The organism is Promicromonospora sp. NPDC110617 (genome assembly GCF_055598465.1).
The window spans coordinates 732,589-747,692 of record NZ_JBVKBM010000002.1; the positions used below are offsets into that span (position 1 = coordinate 732,589).

At 68.4% G+C, this 15,104-nt stretch carries 14 protein-coding genes; 7 read left to right on the top strand and 7 right to left on the bottom strand.

What is annotated here, in order from left to right; all coding sequences use genetic code 11:
- Positions 1 to 31: 31 nt before the first annotated feature.
- A complete protein-coding gene (locus tag ACZ7LE_RS14020; RefSeq protein WP_470404552.1) occupies positions 32 to 808 on the bottom strand; it encodes an SDR family NAD(P)-dependent oxidoreductase in 777 nt (258 codons plus the stop codon).
- Positions 809 to 955: 147 nt separating this feature from the next.
- Here ACZ7LE_RS14020 and ACZ7LE_RS14025 point away from each other — a divergent pair, with 147 nt between their 5' ends.
- Positions 956 to 1,867 carry a LysR family transcriptional regulator gene (locus ACZ7LE_RS14025; RefSeq protein ID WP_470403866.1) on the top strand — a complete coding sequence of 304 codons (912 nt, stop codon included), beginning with the start codon at positions 956 to 958 and terminating at the stop codon, positions 1,865 to 1,867.
- 191 nt (positions 1,868 to 2,058) lie between these two features.
- Here ACZ7LE_RS14025 and ACZ7LE_RS14030 read toward each other — a convergent pair whose 3' ends face one another.
- From ACZ7LE_RS14030 to ACZ7LE_RS14040, 3 genes are all read right to left on the bottom strand, one after another.
- Positions 2,059 to 2,853 carry an SDR family oxidoreductase gene (locus ACZ7LE_RS14030; protein ID WP_470403867.1) on the bottom strand — a complete coding sequence of 265 codons (795 nt, stop codon included), beginning with the start codon at positions 2,851 to 2,853 and terminating at the stop codon, positions 2,059 to 2,061.
- A gap of 102 nt (positions 2,854 to 2,955) precedes the next feature.
- Positions 2,956 to 4,152 (bottom strand): MFS transporter, encoded by a 1,197-nt coding sequence (locus ACZ7LE_RS14035; RefSeq protein ID WP_470403868.1) that lies wholly within the window; start codon positions 4,150 to 4,152, stop codon positions 2,956 to 2,958.
- Positions 4,149 to 4,574 carry an ester cyclase gene (locus ACZ7LE_RS14040; protein WP_470403869.1) on the bottom strand — a complete coding sequence of 142 codons (426 nt, stop codon included), beginning with the start codon at positions 4,572 to 4,574 and terminating at the stop codon, positions 4,149 to 4,151. The genes ACZ7LE_RS14035 and ACZ7LE_RS14040 overlap by 4 nt, the downstream gene beginning before the upstream one ends.
- A gap of 183 nt (positions 4,575 to 4,757) precedes the next feature.
- Between ACZ7LE_RS14040 and ACZ7LE_RS14045 the strand changes: the two genes are divergently transcribed.
- From ACZ7LE_RS14045 to ACZ7LE_RS14055, 3 genes are all read left to right on the top strand, one after another.
- Positions 4,758 to 5,642 carry a helix-turn-helix domain-containing protein gene (locus tag ACZ7LE_RS14045; protein ID WP_470404553.1) on the top strand — a complete coding sequence of 295 codons (885 nt, stop codon included), beginning with the start codon at positions 4,758 to 4,760 and terminating at the stop codon, positions 5,640 to 5,642.
- Positions 5,639 to 6,310, top strand: coding sequence for an NADPH-dependent F420 reductase (locus ACZ7LE_RS14050; protein WP_470403870.1), 672 nt, complete (start codon positions 5,639 to 5,641; stop codon positions 6,308 to 6,310). The genes ACZ7LE_RS14045 and ACZ7LE_RS14050 overlap by 4 nt, the downstream gene beginning before the upstream one ends.
- A gap of 85 nt (positions 6,311 to 6,395) precedes the next feature.
- Entirely contained in the window at positions 6,396 to 7,220 is an 825-nt protein-coding gene (locus ACZ7LE_RS14055; RefSeq protein WP_470403871.1) for a class II glutamine amidotransferase, read from the top strand.
- 320 nt (positions 7,221 to 7,540) lie between these two features.
- Here ACZ7LE_RS14055 and ACZ7LE_RS14060 read toward each other — a convergent pair whose 3' ends face one another.
- Together ACZ7LE_RS14060 and ACZ7LE_RS14065 are read right to left on the bottom strand one after the other, a co-directional pair.
- Complete coding sequence (locus ACZ7LE_RS14060; protein WP_470403872.1) at positions 7,541 to 8,002, bottom strand: RICIN domain-containing protein; 462 nt, start codon at positions 8,000 to 8,002, stop codon at positions 7,541 to 7,543.
- Between the two features lie 163 nt (positions 8,003 to 8,165).
- Positions 8,166 to 8,633 carry an RICIN domain-containing protein gene (locus tag ACZ7LE_RS14065; protein WP_470403873.1) on the bottom strand — a complete coding sequence of 156 codons (468 nt, stop codon included), beginning with the start codon at positions 8,631 to 8,633 and terminating at the stop codon, positions 8,166 to 8,168.
- Positions 8,634 to 9,531: 898 nt separating this feature from the next.
- Between ACZ7LE_RS14065 and ACZ7LE_RS14070 the strand changes: the two genes are divergently transcribed.
- Positions 9,532 to 10,419 (top strand): aminoglycoside phosphotransferase family protein, encoded by an 888-nt coding sequence (locus ACZ7LE_RS14070; RefSeq protein WP_470403874.1) that lies wholly within the window; start codon positions 9,532 to 9,534, stop codon positions 10,417 to 10,419.
- A 485-nt stretch (positions 10,420 to 10,904) separates the two neighbouring features.
- Positions 10,905 to 12,137: a cytochrome P450 family protein gene (locus ACZ7LE_RS14075; protein ID WP_470403875.1), complete on the top strand. Its 1,233-nt coding sequence runs from the start codon at positions 10,905 to 10,907 to the stop codon at positions 12,135 to 12,137.
- A 193-nt stretch (positions 12,138 to 12,330) separates the two neighbouring features.
- On the opposite strand, the gene ACZ7LE_RS14080 is transcribed toward ACZ7LE_RS14075, so the two are convergent.
- Positions 12,331 to 12,501 (bottom strand): hypothetical protein, encoded by a 171-nt coding sequence (locus ACZ7LE_RS14080; RefSeq protein WP_470403876.1) that lies wholly within the window; start codon positions 12,499 to 12,501, stop codon positions 12,331 to 12,333.
- 293 nt (positions 12,502 to 12,794) lie between these two features.
- On the opposite strand from ACZ7LE_RS14080, the gene ACZ7LE_RS14085 reads away from it, so the two are divergent.
- Complete coding sequence (locus tag ACZ7LE_RS14085; protein WP_470403877.1) at positions 12,795 to 14,804, top strand: cytochrome P450; 2,010 nt, start codon at positions 12,795 to 12,797, stop codon at positions 14,802 to 14,804.
- The last annotated feature ends 300 nt before the right edge of the window (positions 14,805 to 15,104 follow it).

The window sequence follows — 15,104 nt, forward strand, 5'->3', positions numbered from 1 at the left end:
GTGGTTCTGGCGCGTCGTTCCGGCGCGTCGTTCAGATGGCGGTGGTGCCGCCGTCGGCGACCAGCTCCAGGCCGTTGACGTAGCTGGAGTCGTCGGAGGCGAGGAACAGGGCGACGGCCGCGATCTCGTCGGGGCGGCCCATCGTTCCGCGAGGAATGAGGGACTCGAAGGCGGCCTTGGTCGCCTCGTCGAACAGCTCTTCCTGCTTGGCGGTGGCGACCTGGCCGGGGGTCAGGACGTTGACCCGGATCTTGCGGTCGCGCAGCTCGTTGAGCCAGACACGGGCCCATGCCTGCTGGACGGCCTTGCTCCCCGCGTAGAGGCTCCAGCCGGGGAAGGCACCGAGGGAGGCGTTGGACCCGGTCATGAGGATCGAGCCGTTGTCGTTGATCAGCGGCAGCGCCTTCTGCACCGTGAACAGGGTGCCGCGCGCGTTGAGCGAGAAGGCTCGGTGGAACTGTTCCTCGGTGATCTCACCCAGGGCAGCGGGCTCGCCCATCCCGGCACTTGCCCACAGCACGTCGATCGAGCCCTTCTCGCGCTTGACGGTGTCGTACAGGCGGTCCAGGTCGTCCAGCTCGGCCGCGTCACCCTGGACAGCAGTCACGTTGCGCCCGATCAGCGTGACGGCGTCGTCCAGCGCCTCCTGCCGTCGGGCCTGGATGAAGACGTGCGCTCCCTCCTCCACGAACAGCTTGGCGCCTGCCAATGCCATTCCGGTGGATCCGCCGGTGATCACCGCTACCTTGCCGTCGAGCTTTCCCACGATCACTCCGTTGCATTGATGAGCATTGCAATAGAAGCCCACTTCGAATTCTCGTCCCGAATTCTTGAACCGAATTCTTGAACCGCTCGGCTCGGGCTCCAATGAACGATGCCACTGGCGCGAGCTTTGTGTCCAAGACCCTTTTCAGCCGTGGTGATACCTTGGGGGCATTGCCGGACGGGAGGCTTGATGGATCTGGACCTGCGCAAGCTGCGCTACTTCGTCGCTGTCGCCGACAGGCTGCACTTCGGCCGCGCCGCCGAGGATCTGCACATCGCGCAGCCCGTGCTCAGCCGACAGATCCGCACCCTCGAACAGGAGCTCGGCGCCACGCTGTTCACGAGGAACAGCCACGGCGCAGCACTGACCGACGCGGGTCGACAGCTGCTGGACGACGCCGGCCCGTTGCTCGCCTCGGCACACGCCGTACGGCATCGGGTGTCCGCGGCCGCCCGTGGTAGCAAACGGCTCGTGGTCGGCTTTCGGGCCGGCATCCCGGTCATCCCCGCGGCGCGGGAGTTCGAGGCGCGGCATCCGGACGTGGTCGTGGACGTACAGCGCCTGGAATGGGACGACCAGGCCCCGATGCTGCTCGACGGCCGAGTCGACGTCGGCTATGTGCGGCTGCCCATCGACGAGACCGGCCTGCGCCTGACCCCGCTCTACACCGAGCCACTGATGGTGGCCCTGCCCGCCGGTCACCGGCTCGCCGGCGAGGAGGAGGTCACCGAGGCCGACCTGGCCGGCGAGCCGCTGGTCTGGCACGCCGACGCGAGCACGCAGCCCACGAGACGCCCGCTCCCCGATTCCGGACTCCGGGTGCGCGGGGTGGAGGAGAAGCTCGAGCACGTCGCGGCCGGCCGGGGCATCTCGTTCGTGGGGCGTTCGGAGACCGTGTTCTATACCCGTCCCGACATCAGTTATGTGCCTATCCCGGATCTGGCGCCCGAACAGATATATCTCGCCATGGCGGCAGCGCGCACCTCGCCGATGGCCGACGACTTCTTCGCCGCAGCTCAGGCGACTGCCGAGATCACCGCAGAATGCGGAAACTATGAAATGTGGCAGCGTGCCAACGATGCCGTTTCCAGGCGCGGCTGATCGGCTCGGCCGGCAACAACGTCACCGATGAGTTTCCCGCGTCGTCCCGGTCTCTGTCTGGAGACCGAGCGACGGAAGGCATCGAGCCATGCGGAAACTGCGTCACGGCATGAACGTGATCCTGGTGGACACGCGGGCGTTCTCCGGCGGAATCGCCCTGAACCGGCACGAGACGAGGCGCTGAGCCGCACCTACAGGCGTTCACCGCCCGTGGCGTCGAGGATCTGGCCCGTGACCCAGCGGGCATCGTGGGACGCGAGCAGGGCGACGACGTCCCCGACGTCGGCGGGACCGCCCATGCGGCGGAGGGCGCGCTGCGCGACGAGGTTGGCCATGGCCTCCGAGTTCCCGCGCAACCAGTCGGCGTTCATGTCGGTGTCGGTCGTGCCGGGACGAACGGCGTTGACGGTGATGCCGCGCGGACCGAGGTGCTGGGCGAGCGGGAGCGTGAGAGCTTCGAGAGCCCCCTTGGTCATGGTGTACCCGATGATGCCGGGGATCGGGACCCGGGTAGCACCCGACGAGACGTTGACCACGCGTCCGCCGTCCGCCAGGCGCGGCAGGGCCGCCTGGATGATCAGGAACGGCGCGGTGGTGTTGATCTGCTGCTGGCGGACGAAGTCCTCGGCGGCGGTCTCCTCGATGACGGCGTTCACGACGATCCCGGCGTTGTTCACCAGCACCCGCACGGGCACGTCGCGCAGCGCACCGGCGGCGTCGTCGTAGGCAGCCCAGAAGGCGGTGCCGGTGTCCGGTGCGGCCAGGTCTGCGGCGAACGAGAACGCCGCGCCGCCGGCCGCGGTGATCTTCCCGACGACGTCGGCTGCGGCGGCCGAGTCCTGGCGGTAGTGGACGGCGACGGTGTACCCGTCTGCGCCGAGCCGGCTGGCGATGGCCGCCCCGATACCGCGGCTGGCGCCGGTGACGACGGCGATGCCGTCGGACGTGCGAGGGGTCTCAGGGTTGTGCAGGTCGATGTCAGACATGATGCCTTTCTCTTGCCCTGGATCGGGCGGTACGGGGTGCTGTTGATGTGCGACGCCGGCGCGATCGTGGGCGCGGCGGCTGTCGCGGAGGGGGGTACAGACTCAGTGGGGGATGGCAGGTTGCCGGCGCAGGGCCGAGAGCAGCGCTGCGCCCGCGATCGCCGCGAGACCACCGATGACCAGCGGTGTGCTGTCCGTGGCGACGTCGACGAGGACGCCGCCCACGATCGCGCCGAGGGTGATGCCGACGTTGGAGGCGGTCACGAGTACCCCGCCGATCTGCTCCAGCCGTGCCGGCTGGGCCCGGGCTCCCCAGGTCATCAGCGTGGTCGGCACACCCCCGAAGCCGAGACCCCACGCCGCTGCCGCGACGAACAGGCCGGCGGTCGAGGAGCCGGTGACGACCATGAGGAGCATCCCGGCGCCGACCACTCCGGGGAACAGGAGCATGCCCACCCGGGGCGCACGGTCGGCCAGGGGGCCGCTGAGAGCCGTGCCGAGGAACAGGGCGACGCCGAACACGAGCAGCAGCACGGCGAAGCCGCCACCGTCGATCCCGGACAGGCTCTCCGCGGCTGGTCGGATGTACGTGAACCCGCTGAAGTGGCCGCTGAAGATCAGCAGGACCGCTGCCAGGCCGGCGAGGACGACGCCGGAGCGCAGTACCGACCCGAGAGCCCGCAGCCCGCTCGACGCGACAGGCGTGATGCCGGGGAGCACCGCCACCTGCACCAGCAGCGCGAAAACTGCGGCCGCCGCGCCCAGCAGGAACACCTCCCGCCAGCCCCAGATCTCGCCGAGCCACGTGCCCAGCGGCACGGCGACGACGGTGGCGACCGAGACCCCGGAGTTGATGACGGTCAGGGCGCGGCCGACGTGGTCGGCGTGCACCAGGTGTGCGGCCATGGCGGTCGCCATCGCCCAGAACCCGCCGAGCGCGATGCCCAGCAGCAGCCGCGCGGACAGCAGCACGACGAGGTTGGGCGCGCAGGCGACGATCACGTTCGAGACGGCAGCCAGAAGAGTCAGCCCGATCATCACCCGTCGCCGGTCGGCACGTGGCAGGACCACGGAGATCAGCAGCGCAGACATGGCGGCGGAGAACGCGGTGACGCTGACGGCCTGTCCCGCTTCGCCCGGCCGGACGCCGAGGTCGGCGGCCATGTGGGGAAGGAGGCTCGCAGGCAGGAACTCCGACATGATGATCGCGAAGATCCCCAACCCCAACGAGGCGACGGCTGCCCACGACGAAGACGTACGGGTGGGTGCCGACACGGTGGCACGGGTCGAGACGCTCATCGCGGCCTTGCTTCCACGGAGGTTGCGGTGAGCGGTGCGGCGGCGGCCAGCTGGCGCAGCATGTCGGCCGAGTCGTGCAGCGACGTCATCTGTACGAACCGACCGTCGCGGACCCGGTAGATGGCGTACTCGACGATCTCGAAGGAGGCGCCGGAGGGACGAACGCCGAGCCACTCCTTCACCGGGGTTCCGGTGTTGGTCGCTCGTACGGCGATCCGGTCCCGGTCGAACAGCAGCTCCGTAACCTCCCAGTGGAGGTCCGGAACGGCGTCGATCTCGTGCGTCAGGACCGCGATGACGTCGTCGCGGGTGCCCGGGTCGCCGTTCAGCACGACGTCGTCGGCGATGAACTCGTCCATGCCGCCGAGCTCGTGGGCGTTGAGCGCCGCCACGTAGCGCAGGTACCAGTCTTCGAGGGCCACGTCGGTCCAGTTCTCCTTGGGGTTCGTCGGTCCGTGAGGGCCGAACAAGAGCAGCGGGACCGGTGCCCCGCTCGACTCGCTACCGACGTTAGGAAGGGCGATCGCGGCGACCCAGAGTCCTCTCGAGCCCGGGGGGTGACAGGGCCCCCTCTGATGCCGCTGCGGCGACCTAAACTCGATTTCATGGACGAATCCAGGAACGCTCTAGGGGCCTTCCTCCGGGCTCGACGCGATGTGGTGAAGCCACAGCAAGCCGGCATCCCCGAGATCGGTGTACGGCGTGTACCAGGACTGCGGCGAGAAGAGGTGGCCATGCTCGCCGGCATCAGCGCGGACTATTACCTCCGGCTCGAACGAGGCCTGGACCGCAATCCGTCACCCCAGGTGCTCGAGTCGATCGCTCGCGTCCTGCAGCTCGACGACGAGCACCTCGCACACCTGCTCACGCTCGTCACGGACGTTCCCCGGCGGCGCAGACGACGACCCCGCCGGCAGACTCCGCCGCCGGGCGCGCTGAAGCTGTTGGCTGCCCTCGGCCAGCCCGCGTACATCGAGAACCGCTACTTCGACGTCCTGGCCTCCAACGCGGTGATGCGAGCCATCGACCCCCGGCTGGCCGTCGGCGGTAACCAGCTCCGGGACCTGTTCCTCGACCCTGCGGCACAGGCTCTGTACCCGGAGTGGATGACCGCCACGGAATGCCTCATGGCCAGCCTCCGGCAGGCCGTCGGCACGGACATCGACGATCCCCGCTTCATCGAGCTCACCGGAGAGCTCACGCTGGCCAGTCCGCGGTTCCGACAGCTGTGGGCCCGCCACGAGATACGGGGTCAGTACGGGGACGTCGTCCGTTTCAACCATCCTCAGGTCGGTGACCTCGCGCTCAACCGGGAGCGCATGAGCATCGACGGCGCCGACGGCATCGTGCTCGTCGTCTTCCACCCGGAACCCGGCTCCGACGACGCGGACAAGCTCACGCTCCTGGCCTCGGCAGCCACGGCCTCCCCGGTCGCTCCCCCAGCCGTACCCTCCCCGAGCGTCCCGGACGAGACGAACCGGCTCGCGTGAGGACGATCGGAATCATCGGGGCGGGCACGGTCGGATCCCAGGTCGCCCGAGCGGCGATCGCCGGCGGCTACTCGGTCGTCATCGCGAACTCGCGCGGCCCGGAGACCCTCGCGCATCTCGTCGCCGACCTGGGACCGTCCGCACGAGCCGCGACCGCTGCCCAGGCCGCCACGGCCGGTGACTTCGTCGTCATCGCCGCGCCGCTCCGGCTTGACGACAACCTGCCGGCCGAGGAGCTCGCCGACAAGATCGTGCTCGACACGAACAACTACACCATCTATCGGGACGGCCACTTCCCCGCGATCGATTCGGGGGAGAAGACCATCCATGAGCTGCGGCAGGAGCAGCTGCCGAAGTCGAAGGTGGTCGCGGCGTTCACCTGCATCCGGGCCTCGATCCTGTTGCACCGGGGCCGGCCCGCCGGGGCCCAGGACCGCCTGGCACTGCCGGTCTCGAGCGACTTCCCTGAGGCGGCCGAGCTGGTGACCCGGCTGAACGACCAGTTCGGGTACGACACCGTCGACGGCGGCCCGTTGAGCGAGTCCTGGCGCTTCGGCCCTGGTACCCCCGCGTGGCGCCGTGCCGACGGCACGAGGGAAGGAGGACAAGGCCGCGAGGAACTTGTCCGTGCCCTTGCCGCCGCAACCCGACCCCGGCTGGGGAGCTGACCCGTCGCGAGCTCGACCTCACCCGATTCGGATGACGTGCGGGGACCGATCCCTGACGCATCCTGGGGTCGAGAGTGAGGTCGAGATGTGTCGTTGGCTCGCGTACTCAGGATCGCCGGTGCTCCTGGAAGATCTGCTCTACAAGCCGGAGAACTCGCTGGTGGTGCAGAGCAGGCACTCGCGGCTGGGCGCGGAGACCGTCAACGGTGACGGTTTCGGCGTCGGCTGGTACGGCGCCCGGGACGAACCCGGTGTCTACCACAGCACCGAGCCCGCCTGGAACGACCGCAACCTGCAGGAGATCTCGGCCCACGCCGCCGCCGGCCGGGTCTTCGCCCACATCCGCGCGTCGACCGGCGCGGACGTGCAGCAGACCAACTGCCATCCGTTCCGTCACGGCCGCTGGCTGTGGATGCACAACGGCGCCATCGCGGACTTCGCGGAGCTGAAGCGTGACCTGGCCTTGGCCGTCGACCCCGCCCTCTACCCGAGGATCGAGGGATCGACGGACTCGGAGGTCTTCTTCTTCCTGGCCCTCACGTTCGGACTCGAGGAGAACCCTCCCGAGGCAGTGTCCCGAGCGGTCGGCCTCATCGAGGAAACGGGGCGGCGCCACGGCGTCCAGTACCCGATCCAGATGACGGTGGCCACCACCGACGGGAGCACCACATGGGCGTTCCGCTACTCCAGCGCCGGCAAGTCCCGGTCGCTGTTCCACAGCACCGACGTCTCCACGCTCCGCCATCAGTACCCGGACAACCCCGTGCTGCACGGCCTTTCGGACGACGCACGGCTCGTGGTGTCGGAACCGCTCGGGGACCTGCACGGGGCCTGGCGCGAGGTGCCGGAGTCCACCTGCGTCGTCGTCCATGGTGGCCGCGAGGAGCTGCGGGAGTTCTCGCCCGCGTGAGTCCTGACCGGACCGAGGTATCCGTGCGGCGTCACCGGGCGCGGACGATACCCAGCGTTCTCGACAGCCAGGAGAACGTCACGACGGTTCCAGGCGAGAGGTCACGACGCGGACCGCGAGCGGGGCGTAGGCATGCATCCACGAGAGAGTAGGTGGGCACGCCCAGCGAGCGGTGTTCCGGGCAACCGCCCGTCGACACACCTCAGTCGGCTGTTCGTCGGTCGAGACAGATCTCGACGAGCTCGACCAACAACCGCATGCGCAGCGGTGCAGTGGCGGGCGACCACGCTTGGAGGCATGGCCGCCCGCCATCTACAAACTCAGGCCCGCCACCTCTGATACTCGGTGTTGTTGCACGTCTTGAGACGCACGCCTTCGCTGATACTGCCGTCGAGACACATTCTCGTAGCTACGTTGAGCACACGGAGCCCGGCATCCCCGGACGCCAGCTCCCACTGCTGATAGTCGCTGCCGTTACAGGTGTTGAGACGCACCCCGTTCGAGATACTCCCGTCCAGGCACATCTCAGTCTCGATGTGATAAAAACTGAACGGATTCGCTCCAATAATGGTCCAGTCCTGATACACGTCAGAGTTGCACACATTGAGACGCACACCCTGAGAGATGCTTCCGTCCAGGCACCGCGCCGTCGCCACGTTGACGTAATTTGTGCCCGCAGCACTTGCGGGGGCAGCGACGAACAGCGAAATGGACAACCCAATCACTGCCGTGATTGCAACTGCCGCTACCGCTCGAACGCGGCTGATCGATGATGCGAACATTGGTTTCCTCCTCGATTCGATCTTCCGACGGGCTCTCGTCCGTCTCGACGGCCCGGCTTCCGGGCCGCACAACTGTGGGGCGCGCGCGAATCAACCGTTCGAGCGCGAATTGTAGTAGCGGGGGGCGACCACGCCGGACGCATGGCCGCCCGCCATCTACAACTCAGTACCACCTCTGATACTCGGTGTTGTTGCACGTCAGGAGACGCACACCTTCACTGATACTGCCGTCGAGACACTTTCTCGTCGCCCTATTGAGAAATGCCAACGCGGTGGCCCCTTCCCGCACCTCCCACTGCTGATACTCGCTGCGGTTACAGGTGTTGAGACGCACTCCGTTCGAGATACTCCCGTCCAGGCACTTCCCAGTCTCGTCGTGATAAAACTCGTAAAAACCGCCGACACTGTCGCGTAGTGTCCAATCCTGATACCCGTCCGCGTTGCACACATTGAGACGCACGCCTTGGGAGATGCTTCCATCCAGACACCTCTGTGCTGCGACGTTCATGAGGCCGCCTGGAATAGCAGCACGAGCGGGGGCCCCGACGAACAGCGCCATGGACAGTGCGATCACTGCAGTGATTGCGACTGCCGCGACCATTCGAACGCGGCTGATCGATGATGCGAACATGTAGTTTCCTCCTTGATTCGATCTTCCGACGGACTCCCGTCCGTCTCGACGGCCCGGCTCTCGGGCCGCACAACTGTGGGGCTCGCGCGAATCAACCGGTCGAGCGCGAGCAGGACCGGGCCACGGACAGGTCGTCAAAGACGCTCGGGGCGGAGACGTAGAGCCCGACGGTGTCCACCGAGACCGGAGCCGATCAGTGCGCCTCGCGGATGGCGCTCACGTACCGAGTGCCACGACTCGTCAGGCGGACCGCGCGCTGATCGTGAGCGATCCGGTGGACGGATTCCCGGGAGAGACTCGCGCGGCCACGCCGTGGTCGCCACTCTGTTCGCCAAATCCTGACTTGTGTTCATTCAAGAGCAGGCCTGTGATCGGTTTCAGACTGGCGATGATGACCTCCGTCGTTGGTGGTGGCGCACCTGCATCCTGCCGTGACCCACCAGAGAATCCAAGCGATTGCGAGGGTGAATTCAACCCCGTGCCGAGCCGCTGACCTGCATGTATGTAGAGGTGCCGCCGTCCCCGCGCACCGACCGTGCCTCAACTTCATCGTCAGACACCACTGCATGACCGTGGGACGGCTAGCAAACATTCAGCAGCTTTATGCCAATGCATAGTTCAACCGCTGAGGTCGTCGATGCTGGCGGCGAACCCGCCCGTCGTCGACGGAGTCCGCGTGTGGGGTGAGGCTCGCCTGTGGCGCTCAGGGGTGCGAGGCCGCACCGGGCACGGCGTCGGGTTGTACCAGCGCGATCGCGCACGTCGTGCGCACGGGCGAAGTGCCTACGGGGTGGCCGGCCGACTGGGAAGCAGCGGACCTGCCACCCGATACGCGGGGTTACCCCGGCACTCGCCCTCCGAACGATCTACCGTGACAGCACCGAGCTAGGTTGGCGGTGTGCGCCTCGACATTCCTGAACAGGTCCGCAAGACAGTCATGGCCGACGGGAACGAACTCTGGCTGGACGAGCTGCCAGGTGTGGTCGACTCGCTGGCCCAGGAGTGGTCCCTGAGGATCGGCTCCAGCCTTGCGGGCGGTCACGTCGGCCTGGTCGTCGAGGCGACGCAGGTCGACGGAACTCCGGCGGTCCTCAAGATCGGTGTGCCAGGTCGGGACATCCGGCCGGAGGCCACGGTGTTGCGTCTGGCGGACGGAGAAGGATGCGCCAAGCTGCTGGACGAGGACGTGGATCGACAAGCCCTTCTGCTGGAGCGTCTCGGGGCTCCGATGCACGACGTCGTGGCCGACCCTGTCAGCCGCCACAGCTTGCTGTGCGACGTGGCGGTTCGCCTGTGGCGCCCGATCGGTCCCGACGTCGACCTTCCCACCGGTGCGAACTTGGCTGAGCGGTACGCCGACCGGCTGCCAGGACTATGGGAACAGGCAGGGCGGCCGTGTTCGCCAGCCACTGTGATGGACGCACTGGAATGCATGAATCGTCGTCGCCTTGCCCACGACGATCGGACCGCGGTTCTGGTCCATGGTGACATCCACGAGCTGAACGCCCTGCAGGCGAGTGACGGCGGCTACAAGCTCATCGATCCAGCCGGGTTGCGGGCCGAGCCGGCGTGCGATCTCGGCACCATCGTGCGGTGCACCCCGGACCTCGGCGATGACCTCTGGGTGCGGGCCGAGCGGCTGGCTTCGCGCACGGGCGTCGACGCCACCGCCATCTGGGAGTGGGGAACCATCCACCGAGTCTTCAGCGGCGTCTACGCCTGCAGCATCGGCTTTCAGCCCTTCGGCGAACTGCTGCTGGCCGAAGCGGATCGCCTCAACGCATAGCCACCGGCTCGTGCAGCAACCGCAGTGCGAATGCCCGGGCCGGCGAGACTCCCGATAGGAGACCTCGTCGCCCTCGCTCGGCACGAGGGGCGCGAACTGCCGGACAGCATCAAGGTCAGCATGGTTCAAGGCTCCTGCCCACACCTCGCACTCGGGTGCCTTCCACCCGCCCCATTGGCTGTCCTCCGCGCTGGTGAGCAACCTCAGGTACCCCACTCCGCCACTACCGGAGCGGACAGCAGGTCACCACAGGATGGGGTCGAGCTGGCCCTGAGCGGTCATGAACAGGGCGTGGGTCTCGCGAGAGGCGTTCCGGGTGCTGGCGTTCGCGGCGGCGACGAGCCCGGACCTGGCCGCCGTGGGGGAAGAACGCCGCGTGTTTCGTGTTCTCTGCTGCCCGTGATAGAAACGCCTGATCGGGCGTCTACGCAGGTCGCCCCCGATTTCGATGGATAATTCAGATGAATGTCGAGGGGTGGAGGGGCATGCCTGACCTCGAACCGCAGCGGAGCGGGGGCCGGGTCGCGCTGGTGGACCTGACCGGTGCAGAGGACATGACTGCGGCACTGCGCAAGCTGCAGGACCAGTGGGGCCCGGTGGCCCCCGTGGACCTGGAGCCAGGCGTACCGGGCTGGCTCGTGCTGGGGCACGCCGAGGTCATGGAGGTGATGCGCACCGAGAGCGTCTTCGCCCGGAACCCACGGCACTGGAGAGAGCAGCTACCACCGCAGTCGACCCTGCACGCCATCCTGTCCCCGACCGGACGGCGGAACCTGTACTTCTCGGACGGCGCGGAGCACCGGCGGCTGCGGCTCCCGGTGGACGAGGCGTTCGCCGACATGGACGAGGTCCGGACTGCAGCGCTCGTGCGCGTCGTCTGCGCCCGGCTCATCGACTCGTTCGCCGCCAAGGGCAGTGCGGACCTGATGGGCGAGTACGCGGCGGCGGTGTCGTTCCTGGCGGTGTCGGGCATGTTCGGCTTCGACGAGCGGCAGGGGGTCGACCTGTTGCACTGCGCGAGCGAGATCTTCGGGCACGGCGGCGATCCCGTGTCAGCCCTGGTCCGGATGGACCAGATCGTGATGGACCACGTCATCGCGACCCGGGCGGAGCCAGGCCCGAACCTGACCACCAGCTTCATCGAGCACCCGAATTTCGAGGACGACACCGAGATCGTGCACTCCATGGTGATCGCGATCTGCGCGGCCAACGAGATGCTCGTGACCTGGATCGCGGCCACACTTCGCCGCATGCTCACCGACCCCCGGTACACCGGCCGTGTCTCCGGCGTGCGCCGCGGCCTGGACGACGCGATGGACGAGACGCTGTGGAGCGAGCCGCCTGTGGCGAACCTGCCCGCTCGGTACGCCGTGACCGACTGCACCCTCGGCACCGCCCAGATCCGCGCCGGTGACGCGATAGTGATGGGCGTGGCCGCCGCGAACAACGACCCGCGGGTACGCACCAGCGACGACCTCTTCGAGGCGGGCAACCGGTCGCACCTGTCCTTCGGCGTCGGGCCGCACGCGTGCCCCGCCAAGCGCCCCGGGCGGCTCGTGGTCAAGATCGCGGTGGAGAGCCTCATGGAGCGGCTCGACCTGAGGCTCACCGACCCGGTGGTGAAGTGGGCGCCATCGCCGTGGTCGCGCTACCCGTCCACGCTGCCGGTGACGTTCACTCCCGAGCGCCAGGCCGCCCGCACGCCTGCCCGCGTCTGACCTGTCCCTGGAGCGTCAGACGGCATCGACGTGCGCCTGCCGTTCACGCAAGTCTTCGTGCGCCATGCCCGCGCCGGGTTCGCCGTCGGGGACCTGCAGCTTGAGCATGAACTCGAGGTTCCAGCGTGCCTCGTCGAGGATGTTGGCGACTCGATCTACCGATGCTCGGGACGAGCACCAGCGGCCGGGGGACTCAGGCCGTGATGGCGAGGGTCTCCGGGTGCACCGGCGTACGAAACGTCCCGGTGCGCACCCAGGACTCGACCTCGTCCACCGCAGCCTCCCCGAGGCGTCGCACCTCTCCGCCGACCGACCCGGCAATGACGGTGTCGTTCGTGACGAACCGACCGGGGGTCTTCGACACCGGGGTCGGCGTGGCAGGCGGTTGCCGAGGCTGCCAGGTTACGCCAACGGCGCACAAGACTGCCCACGCCGTCACATGGCTGCCTCATAGTCACTTCTTTACGCAATAGTCACACGGCGACCCGCAAGGGCCGAATGTTCTGCCCGGTATGTACGTTATGTTTAACGCGTCCGTCGGCAGACGAGATGGTGTCTTGGCTGAAGAAGGAGCCCCCAGTGCCTGACCACAGCGGTAGATCCCGGAAGTCGACAGACGCCGTCGCGGCCAGTTCGGACCGCAATGCCCGCCGCCGCGTGACCAAGCTGATCCGGCACCTGAGCACGCCCGAAGGGCGCGCCGACCCCCACGCCGTCTACGACGAGCTGCGGGCCATGGGCCCGGCGGTACGCATGCCGTGGGGAGCCTGGATGGTCACCTCGCACGGCGCGAGCCACGAGGTGCTCAGCGGATCCGGCTGGCGCACCGTGGACGCCGCCTGGCGCACCGCGCGCCAGCCGACGTGGGTGCGGCACCCGGGCCTGAAGTTCCTGCACGACTCCGCGCTCGGTACCAACCCGCCCGGGCACGCCGGGCTGCGCCGCAGCCTTGGCTCGTTCGTCTCACCGCAGTCGGTCGCTGACCTCACACCGCAGATCGTCCAGACCGTCCACGAGTACCTCGACCGGTTCGATGCGGTGCTGCGCGCCGACGGCGAGGCGGACTTCGGGGCCCTGGTCGGCGACCGGCTGCCCATGGCGGTGCTCTGCATCGTTCTCGGGCTGCCGCGCGAGGACATCCCGCTGCTGTGCGAGATGAGCCGCATGCTCTCGAACGTGCACGACCTCGCGCCGAGCAAGGCGCGGATGGCGCAGGCCGACCGCGCGGGCAAGCTGTGGAACGCGTACTGGGAACAGCTCGTAGCCCAGCCCAGACCCCGGCTCACGGAGGACTCCCCGCTGGGAGAGTGGCTCGACACAGAGACCGACCCCGCGGTGCGCGCGGTGGCCGGCTCCCAGCTCAACGTCATGATCGAGGCGGGCCTCGAGACGACGACGTCCCTGCTGTCCGACGGCGTGGTGCAGCTCCTGCGCCGGCCCGACCAGGCCACGTGGATGCTCGAGCACCCGGAAGCCGTGCACGGCGCCGTCGAGGAACTGGTCCGCTTCGTATCGCCCGTACAGCTCATGACCCGGTACGCGGCGCAAGACACGGAGCTGCCGGGCGGCATCCCGGTGGCAGCCGGGCAGATCGTGCACGCCGTGGTCGCCGCGGCCAACCACGACGCCGACGCCTACGACTCGCCGCACGACCTGAACCTCTCGCGCCCGCCCCGCCGCAACCTCGCCTTCGGCGTGGGCATGCACTACTGCCTGGGCGCGCCGCTGGCCCGTCTGGAAGCGACGACACTGTTCCCCGAGGTGCTGCAGCGGTTCGATCTCGAGTTCGCCGGGCCAGTGGGCTACGACGAGACCCTCGCCTTCCGCGGAACACGTTCGGTGCCGGTACGGCGGCGACCCCGTCCAGCCGCGACCGCGGGTGCTGGTGCGGCGGTGGCCGCTGGTGAGAGCGCGTCCGCCGCCGGACCCGTCGTGGTCAACCGCGAGGACGCCGTGCTGGTGGTGACCCTCACGCGGCCCGACGGCGACAACCGGCTCGACCGAGCGACGCTGACCGCCCTGGGCGACGTGCTCACGACGCTGCCCGACGACGTCGCCGCCGTCGTGCTGCGCGCCGAAGGGCGCCACTTCTGCATAGGCGGCGACCTGGACGAGCTCGGCCAGCTCGCCACCAACGACCCCGACGGCTACCGGAACCTCGTCGAGCTCAGCGACGAGGTGCTGCGCGCCTGGCGCACCTGCCCGGCGGTGACAGTCGCGGCGCTGCACGGCAACGTCGCCGGAACAGGGCTCGGGCTGGCGGTCGCGAGCGACCTGCGCGTGGCCGCCGAGGACGCACGGTTCCGCGCGCCCGAGACGGTCGTCAGCATCCCGGTGGGTCCGAGCGAGGTGCTGGACCGCCTGGTCGCCGAGATCGGTTCCGGCTGGACCCGCGCGATGCTGCTGCTCGGCGATGCCATCAATGCCCAGGAGGCGCTGGAGGGCGGGCTCGTGCAATCCGTCGTCCCGACCGAGAAAGTGTGGGTCGAGGCCAAGCGCCTGGCCCGGCGCATCGCCCGGCGCGACCGGGAGGCTATCCGCGTCACCAAGCAGACGATGGCCCGGCTTCCGCACGACGGTCCCGATCCGACGGAGGGCACCGACGTGTGGGAAGCACCACTAGCCCAGGCCCTGCGGCGCCGGATCACCCTTGGCGACGCGAGGTAGCGACTCCTCGTCGACGAAAGGCCGGCGGGGCCAGCGACAATGCTGGCCCCGGGAAGCGCGCCCTGGACCGGAACTCGCGGCGACCGTCGTCCTGGCGGACGCTCCAGGTCCATCGCGGCAACACAGAGGACCAGGTCGACGTGGTTCTTGAGATCCGAACCTACCCACGGCTGGGACACCTGCCGCTAGCCCCGATCGACCCCGAGGACATCCAGTCGACTTCCACGATCTGCGTCACTACTACGCGAGCCCGCGCATCCGCCACGGCACGTCCGTCAAGGCGGTTCAGGGCCTTAAAGG